This window comes from Brevundimonas sp. R86498 (genome assembly GCF_044598075.1).
Taxonomy (GTDB): domain Bacteria; phylum Pseudomonadota; class Alphaproteobacteria; order Caulobacterales; family Caulobacteraceae; genus Brevundimonas.
On sequence record NZ_CP139004.1, the window covers coordinates 160,085 to 174,840 of the forward strand.

At 66.7% G+C, this 14,756-nt stretch carries 13 protein-coding genes and 2 pseudogenes; 2 read left to right on the plus strand and 13 right to left on the minus strand.

The window, feature by feature from the left end; genetic code table 11:
* Positions 1–70: 70 nt before the first annotated feature.
* On the plus strand, positions 71–1,954 hold the full coding sequence (locus SJY26_RS00850) for an ATP-binding protein (RefSeq protein ID WP_396594285.1): 1,884 nt from the start codon (positions 71–73) through the stop codon (positions 1,952–1,954).
* 39 nt (positions 1,955–1,993) lie between these two features.
* On the opposite strand, the gene SJY26_RS00855 is transcribed toward SJY26_RS00850, so the two are convergent.
* Positions 1,994–2,479: a peroxiredoxin gene (locus SJY26_RS00855; RefSeq protein ID WP_396594286.1), complete on the minus strand. Its 486-nt coding sequence runs from the start codon at positions 2,477–2,479 to the stop codon at positions 1,994–1,996.
* A 134-nt stretch (positions 2,480–2,613) separates the two neighbouring features.
* Between SJY26_RS00855 and SJY26_RS00860 the strand changes: the two genes are divergently transcribed.
* Positions 2,614–3,183, plus strand: a complete 570-nt coding sequence (locus SJY26_RS00860; RefSeq protein WP_396594287.1) for a YqgE/AlgH family protein — start codon at positions 2,614–2,616, stop codon at positions 3,181–3,183.
* Between the two features lie 3 nt (positions 3,184–3,186).
* Here SJY26_RS00860 and SJY26_RS00865 read toward each other — a convergent pair whose 3' ends face one another.
* The 12 genes and pseudogenes from SJY26_RS00865 to SJY26_RS00920 all read right to left on the minus strand — a co-directional run bounded on the left by SJY26_RS00865 (position 3,187) and on the right by SJY26_RS00920 (position 14,681).
* A complete protein-coding gene (locus SJY26_RS00865) occupies positions 3,187–4,854 on the minus strand; it encodes a putative bifunctional diguanylate cyclase/phosphodiesterase (protein WP_396594288.1) in 1,668 nt (555 codons plus the stop codon).
* Positions 4,855–4,868: 14 nt separating this feature from the next.
* A complete protein-coding gene (locus SJY26_RS00870; protein WP_396594289.1) occupies positions 4,869–5,456 on the minus strand; it encodes a GNAT family N-acetyltransferase in 588 nt (195 codons plus the stop codon).
* A gap of 66 nt (positions 5,457–5,522) precedes the next feature.
* Positions 5,523–6,734, minus strand: a complete 1,212-nt coding sequence (locus SJY26_RS00875) for a M16 family metallopeptidase (protein ID WP_396594290.1) — start codon at positions 6,732–6,734, stop codon at positions 5,523–5,525.
* Positions 6,735–6,784: 50 nt separating this feature from the next.
* Entirely contained in the window at positions 6,785–7,504 is a 720-nt protein-coding gene (locus SJY26_RS00880; RefSeq protein WP_396594291.1) for an SURF1 family protein, read from the minus strand.
* Positions 7,497–7,892, minus strand: coding sequence for a DUF983 domain-containing protein (locus SJY26_RS00885; RefSeq protein ID WP_396594292.1), 396 nt, complete (start codon positions 7,890–7,892; stop codon positions 7,497–7,499). The genes SJY26_RS00880 and SJY26_RS00885 overlap by 8 nt, the downstream gene beginning before the upstream one ends.
* Before the next feature lie 8 nt (positions 7,893–7,900).
* Positions 7,901–8,773 carry a cytochrome c oxidase subunit 3 gene (locus SJY26_RS00890; protein WP_396594293.1) on the minus strand — a complete coding sequence of 291 codons (873 nt, stop codon included), beginning with the start codon at positions 8,771–8,773 and terminating at the stop codon, positions 7,901–7,903.
* Positions 8,774–8,837: 64 nt separating this feature from the next.
* The gene (locus SJY26_RS00895; protein ID WP_396594294.1) at positions 8,838–9,425 is read right to left on the minus strand and encodes a cytochrome c oxidase assembly protein; all 588 of its coding nucleotides are present in this window, start codon (positions 9,423–9,425) and stop codon (positions 8,838–8,840) included.
* Positions 9,425–9,601, minus strand: coding sequence for a hypothetical protein (locus tag SJY26_RS00900; protein WP_396594295.1), 177 nt, complete (start codon positions 9,599–9,601; stop codon positions 9,425–9,427). Before SJY26_RS00900 ends, SJY26_RS00895 begins: the two co-directional genes overlap by 1 nt.
* Complete coding sequence (gene cyoE / locus SJY26_RS00905; protein WP_396594296.1) at positions 9,601–10,566, minus strand: heme o synthase; 966 nt, start codon at positions 10,564–10,566, stop codon at positions 9,601–9,603. Before cyoE ends, SJY26_RS00900 begins: the two co-directional genes overlap by 1 nt.
* Positions 10,567–10,629: 63 nt before the next feature.
* Positions 10,630–12,309, minus strand: a complete 1,680-nt coding sequence (ctaD, locus tag SJY26_RS00910; protein WP_396594297.1) for a cytochrome c oxidase subunit I — start codon at positions 12,307–12,309, stop codon at positions 10,630–10,632.
* Between the two features lie 18 nt (positions 12,310–12,327).
* A pseudogene (gene coxB / locus SJY26_RS00915) lies at positions 12,328–13,345 on the minus strand (cytochrome c oxidase subunit II).
* A 159-nt stretch (positions 13,346–13,504) separates the two neighbouring features.
* Positions 13,505–14,681: pseudogene (locus tag SJY26_RS00920) on the minus strand (acetyl-CoA C-acetyltransferase).
* Positions 14,682–14,756: the final 75 nt, after the last annotated feature.

Here is a 14,756-nt window from a genome sequence, read left to right on the forward strand (position 1 = left end):
TCCGGCATGCTCCGGAAGCGCGGGGCCAACACCGCCGTTTCAGTCGGGGAAGTGAATGTCGGAGGCCAGCATGAAGACGGCTTCGACCTGGGCTCCCGCCATTCGGCAACGTCGTCGCGCTCTGCTCCAGCGCCTCGGCATGGGTGCTGCGACGGCCATGGTCTTCAGCCCCCTGTTCGGCTGGACGTTCAGCACTTTCTGGGTGACTGCCTATTTCCTGATCCAGATTCTCGAACTGCTCATCTTCGCGCCAGTGAACCGCGGCGATGTGGAGCGGATGACTCGGGCCCGGTCGGCTGCGGGCGTCGTCTTCCTTTTTCTGAACGCAGCGGCCTTTGGCAGCCTTTCCATTCCGCTCTGGCTGACCGGCGGGCCCATGGGCGGGGTGTGCGCAGCCGTGCTGAGCGCCTCGGGTGCCATCTATGGCGTGATCAACTCGCCCCGTTCGAAACTGGTCCTGGCTACCACCTTGACGCCCCACTTCCTGTACATGGCGGCGACTCCGTTCTGGATGTCCTGGTACGGGGCCCCCACCGGGTTTGTCACGGCCGCCGCGGTCGCCTTCGCCGTCTTCGGTGCGTATTGCCTTTCCACCTGGCAGCGCGTGAACCAGGCGGCTGAATCGGAGACCCTGGCCCGCCTCGACGCCGACCGGCGCCGGGCCGAGGCGGAACGGGCCATGGCAGGCCGCACCGCCTTCCTGGCGGCCGTCGGCCACGACCTGCGCACGCCAATCAGCGCCATCATGACCGGCGCAAGTGAGCTGGAGCGGGGCGCGACGGACAGCACCGCCCGTGCACAGGCCGTTCTCATCTCGGACGCTGGCCTGATGATGAAGGCCCTGCTCGACGATCTGCTCGATCACGCCAAGCTCGACGCCGGCCGCATGACCGTCGAGGCGACGGACTTCAATCCGCGAAGCCTGGTGGCCCAGACCCTCCTGTTCTGGCAGGGCGAAGCCAGGGCGCGCGGCCTGAAGCTGCGGGTCGAAGGGGCCCGTCAGATGCCCGAGTGCGTGAGGGGGGATCCGATGCGGCTGCGTCAGGTCCTGAACAACCTCATGTCCAATGCGATGAAATTCACCACGGAGGGCTCGGTCACCCTGCGTCTCTCGGCCTGGCGCGAGGAGCCCTCGGCCTACGCGATCCTGATCGAGGTCGCAGATACGGGCCCGGGCATGACCAGCGCCCAGTTGGCCCGGCTCTTCACCCCCTTCGATCAGACGCTCGACGGCGTCAGCGCCCGACATGGCGGCACGGGTCTGGGACTAAGCATCAGCCGCGATCTGGCCGAACTGATGGGCGGCCGCCTCACAGCGCGGAGCCGGCCGGGCGAAGGGGCAGCTTTCACCCTGTCCGTCATTCTTCCGCGGGGTGAGCGGGTGGTCGCGCCCTTGCCCGCGTTCGGCGAGGACAGCCGGGGCGACATCGTCCGCAGCCTGACCCGGCGGATGCCTGTCACGGAGGCCGCAGATCTTCCCGACCCTGAAACCCGGCCGGGGCCCGAGGTGCAAGGAGACAAGGCTCCCGAGGATGGGGACGAGGACCGCCCGCTCCGCGTGCTGGTGGTCGACGACCACGAAATTAATCGACGCGCCGTGGAACTGATCCTGACGCCGCTCGGCTGCGACATCGCCACGGCCGCGGATGGCCTTCTGGCCTTGGCCCGGTGCGAGACCAGCGTCTTCGATGTGATCTTCATGGACGTCCGAATGCCCGAGCTGGACGGTCGCGAGACCACGCGCAGACTGCGCGCCGGGGGTGGACCGAATGCCGGGGTTCCGGTCATCGCCGTAACGGCCGACACCTCTCCGGACGATGTCGCCGCCTGTATGGCGGCCGGCATGAGCTATTTCGTATCCAAGCCCCTGACGCCCGCCGTTCTGCTCGGCGCGCTGCAGAAAGCGCTCTCGGGCGAGCCCGCTGCGACGGGCTCCGAGCCAGTCGCAGCCTGACCCCGAACCGGGGCATTGTTGCCCCGGCGAGATCGTCGTCTAGAGCTGTGCCAGAAGATGCTCGGCGGCGGAGACCTTGAACTCACCACCCTGCTCGATGTTCAGCTGCTCGACCACGCCATCGCGGACGAGCATGGAATAGCGCTGCGAGCGTTCGCCCATGCCGAATCCCTTGGCATCCAGCGTCAGCCCCAGCGTGCGGGTGAAGTCGCCGTTGCCGTCCGCCAGCATCACCACATCCTCTGCCGTCAGGCTCTGGCTCTCGGCCCAGGCGGCCAGAACAAACGCGTCATTGACCGACAGGCAGGCGATGACATCCACTCCCTTGGCGGCCAGGGCTGCCTTGTTGTCGACGAAGCCCGGCAGGTGACGGGCCGAACAGGTCGGCGTGAAGGCACCCGGTACGGCGAACAGCGCGACCGTCTTGCCCTTGAAGAACTCGTCCGTCTGAACCGGACGGGGGCCCTCGGCCGTCGGCGTGGTCAGGGTGGCGGAAGGGATGCGGTCACCGATCTGGATCGTCATGGCAGGCTCCGGATATCAGGAATGACGCAACCGCGCCGGAACCGTCAGATAGGGGGGCCAGTGCGCCGCGCCAAGTCTGTTCTCAAGCAGAAGGGTCACTTGCGCGGCGTCACGTTCGTACCGATCATAGGACCATGGTCGCCTTACAGTCCCTCGCCGGCCGCCTTCTGGTCGCCATGCCCGGTATCGGCGACCCGCGGTTTGAACATGCCGTCATCCTCGTCTGTGCCCACGGCACCGATCACGCCATGGGGCTTCGGATCGACCGCCCCACCCCCGGGGTCGACCTCGGAGAGGTGCTGAGCCGGCTCGACCTGCCGTCAACCGGCTCCGCCGCCGGCCTGCCCGTGCTGGTGGGCGGTCCCGTCGAGCGGGAGCGCGGGTTCGTGCTGCACACCGATGACTGGATGGCGACGGGCTCATCTTCTTCCTTCGGGGACGGTCTCGCCCTGACCGCCACGCGGGAGGCCCTGACCGCCATGATCGACCCGCTCTCGGGCCCACGCCGGGCGGTGCTCCTGCTCGGCTACGCCGGCTGGGGCGAAGGCCAGCTGGAAGAGGAACTCGCAGACAACGTCTGGCTGACCGCCGAGGCGGATCTGGATCTGCTGTTCGACGCGGACTTCGACACCAAATGGACCCGGGCGCTCGCCGGTCTGGGCGTGGATGCGGCCAGGCTGTCCAGCCAGAGCGGCCGCGCCTGAGGCTCAGCCCGACCGGGCCTTCAGTGGGGCCGCGCCATCTGACAGGCTTTCGTTCAGATAGACCTCGGCCTCCTGTGCCGGCAGGGCCGGCGCATAGCCGAACCCCTGGCCGTAGTGGCATTGGGCATCCAGCAGCAGGGCCGCCAGGCCGGCGTTCTCGACCCCCTCCGCCACGACTTCCAGCGACAGGTCGCGTCCCAAATTGACGACGGACTTGACGATCTTGGCCGAGCCCTCGTCCTTGTCCATGGTCAGAACGAAGTATCGGTCGATCTTCAGCGTGTCGAACGGCAGGCGCGCCAGATAGGACAGGGACGAGAATCCGGTGCCGAAGTCGTCCAGCGCCAGCGACGCCCCCACGTCCTTCAACTTCTGCAGGATCACGGCGGCCGAGGCCGTGTCGCGCATGATGTCGCCTTCGGTGACTTCCAGCTTCAGCGCGCCCCGGGGCAGCCCCGTCTCCTGGATGACACGGGCGACATCCTCGACCAGATTCGGCCGCTCGATCTCGCCGACCGACAGATTGACGCTGCAGAACAGCTTGCCGGCGCGCGCGTGCCGCTTCAGCCATTCCGCCAGTTGCCGCGCGGACTGGGTCATCATCATCAGACCCAGCTCGTTCATCAGCCCCATCTCATCGGCCAGGCCGAGGAATTCGTCCGGCGGAACGAGCCCGCGGCGCGGATGGCGCCAGCGCGCCAGGGCCTCGAACCCGGCCACGGCCCCGGTGTTCAGGTTGACGATCGGCTGGAAGAACGGCTCGATCTCCCCCCGCACGAAAGCGTTCCTCAGATCGGCCTCGAGCGCCAGGCGGGACAGGCTGTCGCTCTCGAGCCCCCGACCATAGGCCGCCGATCCGCCACGACCGGCCTTCTTGGCCGCCCCGACCGCCAGCTCGGCACGGCGAAGAAGTTCCGAGGCATCGGGCGCGTCCGGCCCGCCTTCAATGGTGACCGAACCGATCGAGACTGTCGGATAGATGTCGAAGCCTGCGACGCGCAGCGGCTGCTCCAGCGCGGCACGCAAGCGCTCGGCCGCGTTTCGGGGACCATGCGGCAGCAGGACCACGAACTCATCCTCACCGATCCGTGCGGGAAAGGCGTCGACTGAAAAGGCGGCGGCCATCCGGGACCCCAGGGCCGAGATCACCATGTCGGTGCGCTCGTGGCCGAGGGCTTCGTTCAAGCGTCTCAGGCGGTCGATATCGGCGATGACCAGATCGTATTCACCGGGCATTGTCAGGGAGTCGGCCGCACGCGCCAGAAAGGTGCGGCGGTCCAGCAGTCCGGTGAGCGCATCCTTGTCGCCACCTGCGATCCGTGTCTCCAGGGCCACCATCCCGGCGGCCCGCAGGCCATCCTCCAGCCACACGCCCCGCCACAGGCAGGTCTCGGACTCACGCATCCGCAGCCGGACGGAAACTTCCGTCCCCTCCGCGGCGGGTTTCAGGATCCGCTCGGCCAGCGATCGGTCCTGCGGCTGGGCGAGCGCAACAAAGGCGGATCCCGAACATTCCGGAGCCAGCGGGCCGAGACCCAGTGAGCGGGTCGCACCGGTGAACCGAATCTGGTCCTCGGCCGGCGTCCAGATCCACAGCGCCGAATCGGCCGCAGCCAAAGCCTCGATCGCCGTCGTCGCGTCCCAGGTCAGGCTTCTGGATCGCGACTGCACGGGCGGGACGTTCCTCAGGGACTGACGAATTCGTCCGACACGAGACCGAACAGGATATGGTCTGCCCATGCGCCGTTAATTTTAAGATAAGCCCGCGCCTCGCCCTCCTTGCGGAACCCCGCCCTCTCTAGCACTCGCCGGGACGCCAGATTGCTGGGCAGGCAGGACGCCTCAAGGCGGTGCAGGCGCACGGAGCGGAAGGCAAAACCGGCCACGGCGCGGACCGCGGCCGTCGCCAGGCCTCGGCCGGCATAGGGCTGGCCGATCCAGTAGCCCAGCGTCCCGGTCTCGGCGACGCCCCGCCGCACGTTGGACAGGGTGATGGCCCCCATCAGGGTCCGGCCTGTAGGGTCGAGAATGAAGAACGGCCAGGCGTGACCCAGTTCCATCTCACGCGCATAGACGCCCAGCCGCCGACGATAGGCCGCCCGGGTCAGATCATCGTCCGGCCAGGCGGGCTCCCAGGGCTGAAGATAGTCGCGTGACACGGCTCGAAGCTCGGACCAGACGGGGTAGTCGGACGCCCGGGGCGGGCGCAGCAGGATGCCCTGCCCCTCAACCACAGGACCGGTCGCGTCCGTCATCCAGTCCAGCAGGGCCATGCGACATACTAGCCACCCGACCCGGCTTGCGAAAGCGGGGCCTCGCCACCGCTCGGCGCGATCGGATCAGGCCGCGACCCGCCTGGCGAAGGCCACACCGGCGGGGGCCGCCGACCGGGGGCCGAGCACCGCCGTGGCGACGCGTCGAGGAGACAGGAGCCGGCTCCCCACGGCCTGGAGATCCGCCGCCGTGGCCGAGTCCATCCGGCTGACCGTCTCGTCCGACGGAACCGGGGCCCCGAACATCAGGGTCTGGGCCGCATTGCGACCAGCGCGGCTGGCAGGGCTCTCGTCCGACATCCACAGCCCGCCCTTCAAGACCGCCTTGGCCCGGGCCAGTTCGGACGCTGTCGGCCCCTTGTCGCTCAGGTCGCGAATCTCGTCCGCGCAGACCTCGGCCAGCTCAACCGCCCGGTCTGCCGCCGCACCGGCATAGATGCCCAGCACCCCGCCGTCGTCATAGGGTTCCTGATAGGCGTCGATGGCATAGGCCAGGCCCCGCTCCTCGCGGGCGCTCTGGAACAGCCGGGAGGCCATGCCTCCGCCGAGAATTTCGGTGAACAGCCGCAGGGCCGGAATCGCGGGGTCGGACGCCGCCAGGGCAGGCAGCTGGAACACCAGATTGGCCTGTTCGATCCGGCGCGACAGGCTGGCCGCTCCGCCTTCAAACATTGCCGCCGCCGGGGCCTCGACCGGCGTGGCCACCGCCGCCCCGAACCAGCGCTCAGCCAGCGCCAGAAACTCGGTCTCGTCGACCGCCCCCGACACCGCCACCACCATCCGGTCGGGCGAGTACAACCGCGCCCGCCAGTCCGTCACCCCGGCCCGGTCGGCCGGCCGCAGGCTGTCGACCGACCCCAGAATCGGCCGCCCGAGGGGCTGACCGGCGAAGGCCATGGTCTGGGCCATCTCGAACACATGATCGTCCGGCGTATCGAAGGCCTCGGCGATCTCCTGGGCCACTACATCCTTCTCGCGCTCGATCTCTGCAACGTCGAGGGTGGGACGAAACACCAGGTCAGACACCACCTGCATGGCCAGGCCCAGCGACCCGTCCAGCGCCCGGATCTCGAAACTTGTCCGCTCATAGCCGGTGGCCGCATTGATCGAGCCGCCCTCGGCCTCGATCCGCTCGACGATGTCGCGTGCCCCCATCTCTCCGGCCCCCTTGAACACAAGGTGTTCCAGCAGATGCGACCAGCCCGAGCGGCTCTCGCTCTCCCAGCGCGCGCCACCCCGGACCGCCACGGTCAGGGCGAGGGTTCGCAGTCCCGGCATCGGATCACACACAAGGCGGACGCCGTTCGACAGCGTATGGACAGAAGCGGTCAGGGCGCGGGCTTTCGAAAGCGACGGATCAACCCGGCCACATAGAAAGCCACAAGCGCCAGCGCCAGTCCGAACCAGGTCAGGGCATAGCCGAGATGGTTGTTTGAGAAGGCTGCGGGCGGGGCCGAAGCGACCAGCGCCGGGAGTTCCGGATTGGGAGATGTCAGGGCGAACAGGGTGAACTCCGACGGGCTATCAGCGCCCAAGGTGGCCGAAAGCGCGGCATTGTCGCGTCCATAGAAGCGTCGACCTGCCGGAGCCGGCGTCATGGGGCCCGGCGGGGGTGATCGCCTCAGCTCCACCACCAGCGCCAGCGGAAGGGTCGAGGGCAGGACCCGGGGCCGGTCTGTCACGGTCTGGGGCACGAACCCCCGGTCGATCAGATAGGTCTGGCTTGTCCCTTCCGGCACACAGGCCGAGATCAGCCGGCTCCCCGGCTCTCCGTCATGGATCGACTGCAGTTCCACAAACGGGGCTGTCGCCAGCCCACGGCAGACAACCAAGGCCTTGCGGAACTCCGGCTCGTGGGCGGTCAGGACCTCCGTCAGCGGCACGGGGGCCAGGGCCGAGGCCTCATCCGCGCGCGCGATCAGGGTCGCCTTCCACTGCATCCGCTGCAACTGCCAGGTGCCGAGGGCAATCAGGATGACAACGCAGACGGCCAGGAACACTGTCACCAGAACCGGGAAGCGGGCCTTGGTAGCCGTGGTGTCAGTCATGGCGCGACGCCTGCCCGGCGCGGTTGCGCATCTGCAGGGCAATCATGACGCCCTTGCCCGGCCGCATGAGGCCCAGCGACAGGCCCAGAACCAGCGGCAGAAAGACCACCAGATGCAGCCACATCGGCGGCGAATAGGCGATCTCGACGAACAGGGCCGTGAACACCACCAGCCCGCCCGCGATCTGCATGACGAAGATCGCCGCCCCGTCGCCCGTGTTCAGGCGGGCAAAATCGAAGCCGCAGATCGCGCAGGTCGGCACCACCTTCAGGAAACCCGCGAACAGGCGTCCCTTTCCGCAATTCGGGCACCGGCAAAGCAGACCGGCGCGGATCGCCTGGATCCGCGCCGGCTCTGTCGGTTCAGATTGGCGGGGAGCGCCGGTCAATCGCTGTCCTAGCCGAAGGTCACGTAGACAAAGGCGAACAGGAACAACCAGACCACATCCACGAAGTGCCAGTACCAGGCGGCCGCCTCGAAGCCGAAATGCTTCTCGGGGGTGAACTGTCCGGCCAGCAGGCGCAGCAGGCAGACCGCGAGGAAGATGGTCCCCAGCAGGACGTGGAAGCCGTGGAAGCCGGTCGCCATGAAGAAGATGGAGCCGTACAGGCCCGAGTTGGCGGCCTCTTCGTTGAAGAACAGGTTCTCGTGCAGGATGTGCTGGTACTCATAGACCTGCACGGCGGTAAACAGGATCCCGAGCGCTACGGTGATGATCAGGCCCATCCGGGCCCCGCCGCGGTCGCCAACCTGCAGCGCATGGTGGGCCCAGGTTACCGTCGTGCCGGACAGCAGCAGGATGACGGTGTTCAGCAGCGGCAACTGCCAGGCGTCCAGAACCTCGATGCCACGCGGCGGCCAGGTCGACCATGCGGCGGCGGTATCCGCCCAGCTGGCGATCTCGGGCACGTTCAGGCGCGCCTCGTTGAAGAGCGCCATCTCGAAGAACATCCAGAAGAAGGCGGCGAAGAACATCACTTCAGACGCGATGAACAGGACCATGCCATAGCGCAGGCCAATCGAGACAACGGGGGTATGGAAACCGGTCCGGCTTTCCTTCACGACATCCGCCCACCAGCCGAATGCCGCGTAAAGAACGCCGGCCAGACCGGCGAAGAACAGCCACGACGTGCCCTCCGGCAGGCCGAACAGTCCCTTCATCCAGGCGACCGCCCCGACCATCATCACCGTGACGGCAATGGAGGACACCAGCGGGTAGGGGCTGGGATCGACGAGATGATAATCGTGATGCGGTGCGGCGTTGGCCATGCGTCGGATCTCTGGAGCGTAGAGCGGAAAAAGGCGGAACTGGAGGAGGCTATAGCGTCGGTGGTCAGCCCGCGCCAGTGCTACCGGCCCGAAGCGGCGCGGCAGCAACCCGCGTCTGTTCATCCTCGGCCACGGGGTAGAAGGTGTAGCTTAAGGTGATCTCCTGAACCCCGTCGACCTCCGCGTCGGTCGCCATCTCGGGAGCCACGAAGTACTGGACCGGAAACTGGCGGGTCTCCCCTGCTGCGATGGTCTGGTCGTCGAAACAGAAGCACTGCAGCTTCTGGAAATACGCCCCGGTCTGCTCCGGCACCACATTGTAGGACGCCCGGGCCTGGATCGGCTTGTCCGACGTGTTGGTCACATCGAAATAGGCCACGCCCGTCTCGCCGATTCGCACCCGCTGGCTGACCTGCTCGGCGCGAAAGATCATCGGCAGATTGCGCACGTTGGTATCGAATCGGACCGAGACCGTCCGGTCGAGGGTCTCGGTCGGCGCGGCGTCGGCCCGCATCACCGTGCCGTTGAAGCCGGTGACCTGGCAGAACAGCTGATACAGCGGCACGGCGGCAAATGCTGCCCCGGTCATGGTGAGGACCACACCGCCACAGATCAGGGCGGTCAGGCGAGTAGAACGGGTCTTGCCAGCCATCAGCGGGCCTGCGCGGCGACGGTCTGGTTCTGCGCCGTGCGCTCCGCCAGATTGCGCTGCATCCGCAGGAAGGTGCTCAGAAAGATCACGACGATGAAGGCGACCAGACCGATCGCGATCCACAGGCTGCGGCGGTTGCGGGCGGTCAGTTGTTCGGGGGTCAGGTAGGTGGGCATCAGGCAGCTCCGAACGAAGCGACACTCTCGATCAGAAGAGCCGCGAACAGCGCCATCAGATACAGGATCGAAAAGGCGAACAGGTTACGCGCGGGTTTGGCCTCGGCCCGGACATCATACAATGCGGCCTCTCGCCCCACGGCCTCGGCCTTGTCCGGGGCGTCACCGGCACGCGACCCCCAGAGCCGGAAGGCGAGGGCGAGAAACATCAGACCGCCGAGGGTTGAGACCGCGAGATAGACGGGCCCTCCCGGCCCCACGATTCCCGGAGCGATTGCGATCGGCACGAAGACCATGCTGTAGATCAGGATCTGCAGCCGCGTGGACCGCGCCCCGCGGGCGACGGGCATCATCGGGATTCCGGCCTTGGCATAGTCCCCGGTCGAATACAGGGCGAGCGCCCAGCTGTGCGGCGGGGTCCACAGGAAGATGATCAGGAACAGCAGCCACGCCTGCCACGGGGCATCCCCGGTCGCTGCGGCCCAGCCGATCACCGGTGGAAAGGCCCCGGCCGCGCCCCCGATGACGATGTTCTGCGGCGTCCGGCGCTTCAGCATCATCGTGTAGAAAACGGCGTAGTAGACGATGGTCATGCCCAGCAGGCCGGCGGCCAGCCAGTTGGTATTCATGCCCAGCAGCATGACCGAAAACACCGACAGCACGACCCCGAAGGCCAGGGCGTCGTTGCGCTTGAGCCGACCCGCCGCCACCGGCCGCCCGCGAGTCCGACGCATCAGGGCGTCAGTTTCGCCTTCGAGCGCCATATTGAGCGCCCCGGCCGCGCCGGCACCCACCGCGATGCACAGGATGGCAATGGCGGCGACCAGCGGGTGGATTGATCCGGGGGCGACGACCAGTCCCGTCGCGGCGGTAAAGATCACCAGCGACATCACGCGCGGCTTCAGCAGCTGGAAGAAATCTTCCGGCTGGGTGGTCGAGACGGCGGGGGACGGGACCTGGGTCATGAAATGAGTGGGGCCGCCTCCCGTCAACGGGAAGCGGCCCTCATCCTGATACGGAAGGAAGAGTTAGTGGCTGTCCGACTTCACCACCGGCAGTTCGTTGAACTGGTGATGGGGCGGCGGGGAGGACAGGGTCCACTCCAGGGTGGTGGCCCCCTCACCCCACGGATTCGCCACACCGGCGCGGCGACGGATCGCCGCCTCGGCCAGCATCACGAGGAAGACCAGGACACCCACCACCGTGATGGCGTAGCCGTAGGACGACACGAGATTCCAGAACGCATAGGCGTCCGGATAGTCGACATAGCGGCGGGGCATGCCCTGCAGACCCAGGAAGTGCTGCGGGAAGAAGACGATGTTCACGCCGACGAACATGATCCAGAAATGGGTCGCGCCGAGGAACTCGTTGTACTTCACGCCGAACATCTTCTCGAACCAGTAGTAGAAGCCGGCGAAGATCGCGAACACGGCCCCCAGCGACAGCACATAGTGGAAGTGGGCGACGACGTAATAGGTGTCGTGCAGGCTGTAGTCGATGCCGGCATTGGACAGCACCACGCCGGTCACGCCGCCGACGGTGAACAGGAAGATGAAGCCGATGGCCCACAGCATGGGGGTCTTGAAGCTGACCGAGCCGCCCCACATCGTGGCGATCCAGCTGAAGATCTTCACGCCCGTGGGCACGGCGATGATCATGGTGGCGGCGATGAAATAGGCCCGCAGGTTCACGCTCATGCCGACCGTGTACATGTGGTGGGCCCAAACGATGAAGCCAACGAAGCCGATGGCCACCATGGCGTAGGCCATGGCCAGGTAACCGAACACGGGCTTCTTCGAGAAGGTCGAGACGATGTGGCTGATGATGCCGAAGCCCGGCAGGATCAGGATGTACACTTCCGGGTGACCGAAGAACCAGAACAGGTGCTGGAACATCACCGGGTCACCACCACCGGCCGGGTCGAAGAAGCTGGTGCCGAAGTTGCGGTCCGTCAGCAGCATGGTGATGGCACCGGCCAGAACCGGCAGCGACAGCAGCAGCAGGAAGGCCGTGATCAGCACCGACCAGGCGAACAGCGGCATCCGGTGCAGGGTCATTCCCGGGGCGCGCATGTTGAAGATGGTGGTGATGAAGTTGATGGCCCCAAGGATCGAGGAGGCCCCCGCGACGTGCAGCGAGAAGATCGCCAGATCCATTGCCGGCCCGGTGTGACCCGTCGTGGACAGTGGCGGATAGATGGTCCAGCCGCCACCGAAGCCACGTCCGGGTCCACCGTCGACGAACATGGAGATGCACAGCAGCACCCAGGCCGACACCAGCAGCCAGAACGAGATGTTGTTCATCCGCGGGAAGGCCATGTCGGGCGCACCGATCATGATTGGCACGAACCAGTTGCCGAACCCGCCGATCATGGCGGGCATGACCATGAAGAAGATCATGATCAGGGCGTGGGCCGTAACCGTCACGTTGTAGCCGTGTTTGGACGCCTCGACGAAGCCGAGTTGCTGGATCACTCCGCCCTCGACAAAATACTGGATGCCCGGCTCGGCCAGCTCCAGCCGGATCAGGCCGGACAGGATGCCGCCCACAATGCCCGCCATGATAGCGAACAGCAGGTACAGGGTGCCGATGTCCTTGTGGTTGGTCGACAGGAACCACCGGGTAAAGAAGCCCGGCTTGTGATCATGTTCGGCGTGGGCGTCGTGGCCCGGCGCGATGTGGGTGTCTGCAGTGATGTCAGTGGCCATGTCGGTCTCGGGCTCGCTTTACTGGGCGGCCGGGGCGGCGGCGGGGGCCGTCGCAGCAGGGGAGGATGCAGCAGTGCCGGTGGGAGTTGTTGCAGTCTGGGCGGTCGGAACCTCGGCGACAGCGGGGACCGCCGCGTCGATTGCGGTCGGGGCACCGGTCGTGCCCGCCGCGATCTGCGCTGCGGTACCGCCCGGAGCCTCGGCGGCGGTGGCCGGGGTCATCGAGCCACCACGCCCGGCGACCCAGGCCGCGAACTCAGCTTCGGTCACGACATTGATCTGGATCGGCATGAAGGCGTGGTCGACGCCGCACAGCTCGGAGCATTGGCCGTAAAAGATGCCCGTGCGCTCGGCGCGGAACCAGGTTTCGTTAACCCGGCCCGGAACCGCGTCGGTCTTCAGGCCAAAGGCCGGCAGGGCAAAGGAGTGGATCACATCTGAAGCCGTCACCAGCACCCTGACCGTCTGACCGACCGGCACCACGATCGGCTCGTCCACGGCCAGACGATACGGAACATTCTGCGCCCGGGCCTCGGCCTCCGGCAGCATGTTGGAGATGTACTCCGGCACGGCCTGGTCCGGATACTCATAGGCCCAGTTCCACTGGTTGCCCGTGGCCTTCACCGTCAGGTCAGGAGTTCGGCATGTCGTGATAGGAGAACAGCAGCCGGAACGAGAACAGCGAAATCCCCACCAGAATCATCACCGGCAGAACCGTCCAGATGATCTCGACCGTGGTGTTGTGGCTCCACCTGGCCGGGGTCGGATTGGCCTTGGCGTTGTAGCGGAACACGATCCACGCCAGCAGGCCCAGAACCAGCAGGCAGATGCCGACGATGATCGGCATCAGGATCACATCATGGAACCAGATCGCCTCATGCTTCAGCGGCGAGGCGGCAGGCTGCAGGCCCAGCCCGCGATCCGTCGGCTGGCCCATCAGGTCTTGCGCCCAGGCGGGGCTGGCGAAGAAGACGGCGAGCGACGCCGGGGCAAGAATGCCCCTGACCGTGCTCAGGGCTCGCGTGCCCAGTCCCATGCGAAACATCCTCATCAAATTCATAGAACCGGCCTCGGGAGAGGGCTGCGGCGCTTGTAAGCGCGCTGCATATCCCCCCTCCCCATGGTTGCCAAGCGATTGGACGCCGCACGTGCGATTTCGTCGCTCAAACGCCCTCAGGCGTTAACCTGTCGTCAATCAGGCGCGCTCGACGCACATCGCCACGCCCATCCCGCCGCCGATGCACAGGGTCGCCAGTCCCTTGCCGCCACCCGACCGCTTGAGCTCGTGCAACAGGGTCGTCAGGATGCGCGCGCCCGAGGCCCCGATCGGGTGACCGATGGCGATCGCCCCGCCGTTGACGTTCACCTTTGCCGGGTCCAGCCCAAGTTCCTTGAGAACGCACAAACTCTGGGCGGCGAACGCCTCATTTGACTCGACCCGGTCCAGCTGATCGACGCTCCAGCCCGCTTTTTCCAGCGCCTTTCGCGACGCAGGAATCGGCCCGGTTCCCATCACGGCCGGATCGACTCCGGCCGTCGCCCACGAGCGGATGGTGGCGAGGGGCTCCAGCCCGCGCCGCTCGGCCTCGTCGGCCGACATCAGCACCAGGGCCGCAGCCCCGTCATTCAGACCCGACGCGTTCGCAGCCGTGACCGTGCCGTCCTTCGTGAAGGCCGGCCGCAGCTTTTCCATCGACTCCAAAGTCGCGCCGTGGCGGATGTATTCGTCGCGGTCGACGGTCACGTCCCCCTTGCGCCCGGGGATGACCACAGGAACGATCTCTTCGTCGAACCAGCCGGCGGTCTGGGCCGCCTCGGCCTTGTGCTGGCTGGCCAGGGCAAAGGCGTCCTGATCGGCCCGGCTGATCTGGTACCGCTCGGCGATGTTCTCGGCCGTCTGACCCATGTGATAGCCGTTAAAGGCGTCCCACAGACCGTCGCGAATCATTGTGTCAATCAGCGACAGGTCGCCCATCTTCTGACCCGAGCGCAGGTGCTGGGCATGCGGGGCCTGGCTCATGCTCTCCTGACCGCCGGCGATAATGATGTTCGCATCGCCCAGGGCGATCTGCTGGTAGCCCAGCGCCACAGCCCGCAGTCCCGATCCGCAGATCTGGTTCAGGCTCCAGGCCGGCGTCTCCTTCGGAATGCCGGCTCCCATGGCCGCCTGCCGCGCCGGCCCCTGGCCCGCAGCGGCCTGCAGCACGTGACCGAGGATGACCTCGTCGACGTCCACCGGGGGCACCCCGGCCCGTTCCAGTGCCGCGCGGATGGCAATGGTCCCCAGAACTCGAGGCAGGCAGGGACGACAGAGCGCCGAGGAAAGATCCTACGGGCGTGCGGGCAGCAGAGACGATGACAACTGTGGTCATTGGAAACCCTTGATCGAATGGACGCGGGGAGGCGTCACGGAACTGGCTTGGAGAGGCGTGGCGTTTCTGCCGCAT

Coding starts and splice junctions, on each gene's coding strand:
- SJY26_RS00850 (WP_396594285.1), top strand. CDS start 71: ATGAAGACGGCTTCGACCTGGGCTCCCGCCATTCGGCAACGTCGTCGC.
- SJY26_RS00855 (WP_396594286.1), bottom strand. CDS start 2,479: ATGACGATCCAGATCGGTGACCGCATCCCTTCCGCCACCCTGACCACG.
- SJY26_RS00860 (WP_396594287.1), top strand. CDS start 2,614: ATGGTCGCCTTACAGTCCCTCGCCGGCCGCCTTCTGGTCGCCATGCCC.
- SJY26_RS00870 (WP_396594289.1), bottom strand. CDS start 5,456: ATGGCCCTGCTGGACTGGATGACGGACGCGACCGGTCCTGTGGTTGAG.
- SJY26_RS00875 (WP_396594290.1), bottom strand. CDS start 6,734: ATGCCGGGACTGCGAACCCTCGCCCTGACCGTGGCGGTCCGGGGTGGC.
- SJY26_RS00880 (WP_396594291.1), bottom strand. CDS start 7,504: ATGACTGACACCACGGCTACCAAGGCCCGCTTCCCGGTTCTGGTGACA.
- SJY26_RS00890 (WP_396594293.1), bottom strand. CDS start 8,773: ATGGCCAACGCCGCACCGCATCACGATTATCATCTCGTCGATCCCAGC.
- SJY26_RS00895 (WP_396594294.1), bottom strand. CDS start 9,425: ATGGCTGGCAAGACCCGTTCTACTCGCCTGACCGCCCTGATCTGTGGC.
- SJY26_RS00900 (WP_396594295.1), bottom strand. CDS start 9,601: ATGCCCACCTACCTGACCCCCGAACAACTGACCGCCCGCAACCGCCGC.
- cyoE (WP_396594296.1), bottom strand. CDS start 10,566: ATGACCCAGGTCCCGTCCCCCGCCGTCTCGACCACCCAGCCGGAAGAT.
- ctaD (WP_396594297.1), bottom strand. CDS start 12,309: ATGGCCACTGACATCACTGCAGACACCCACATCGCGCCGGGCCACGAC.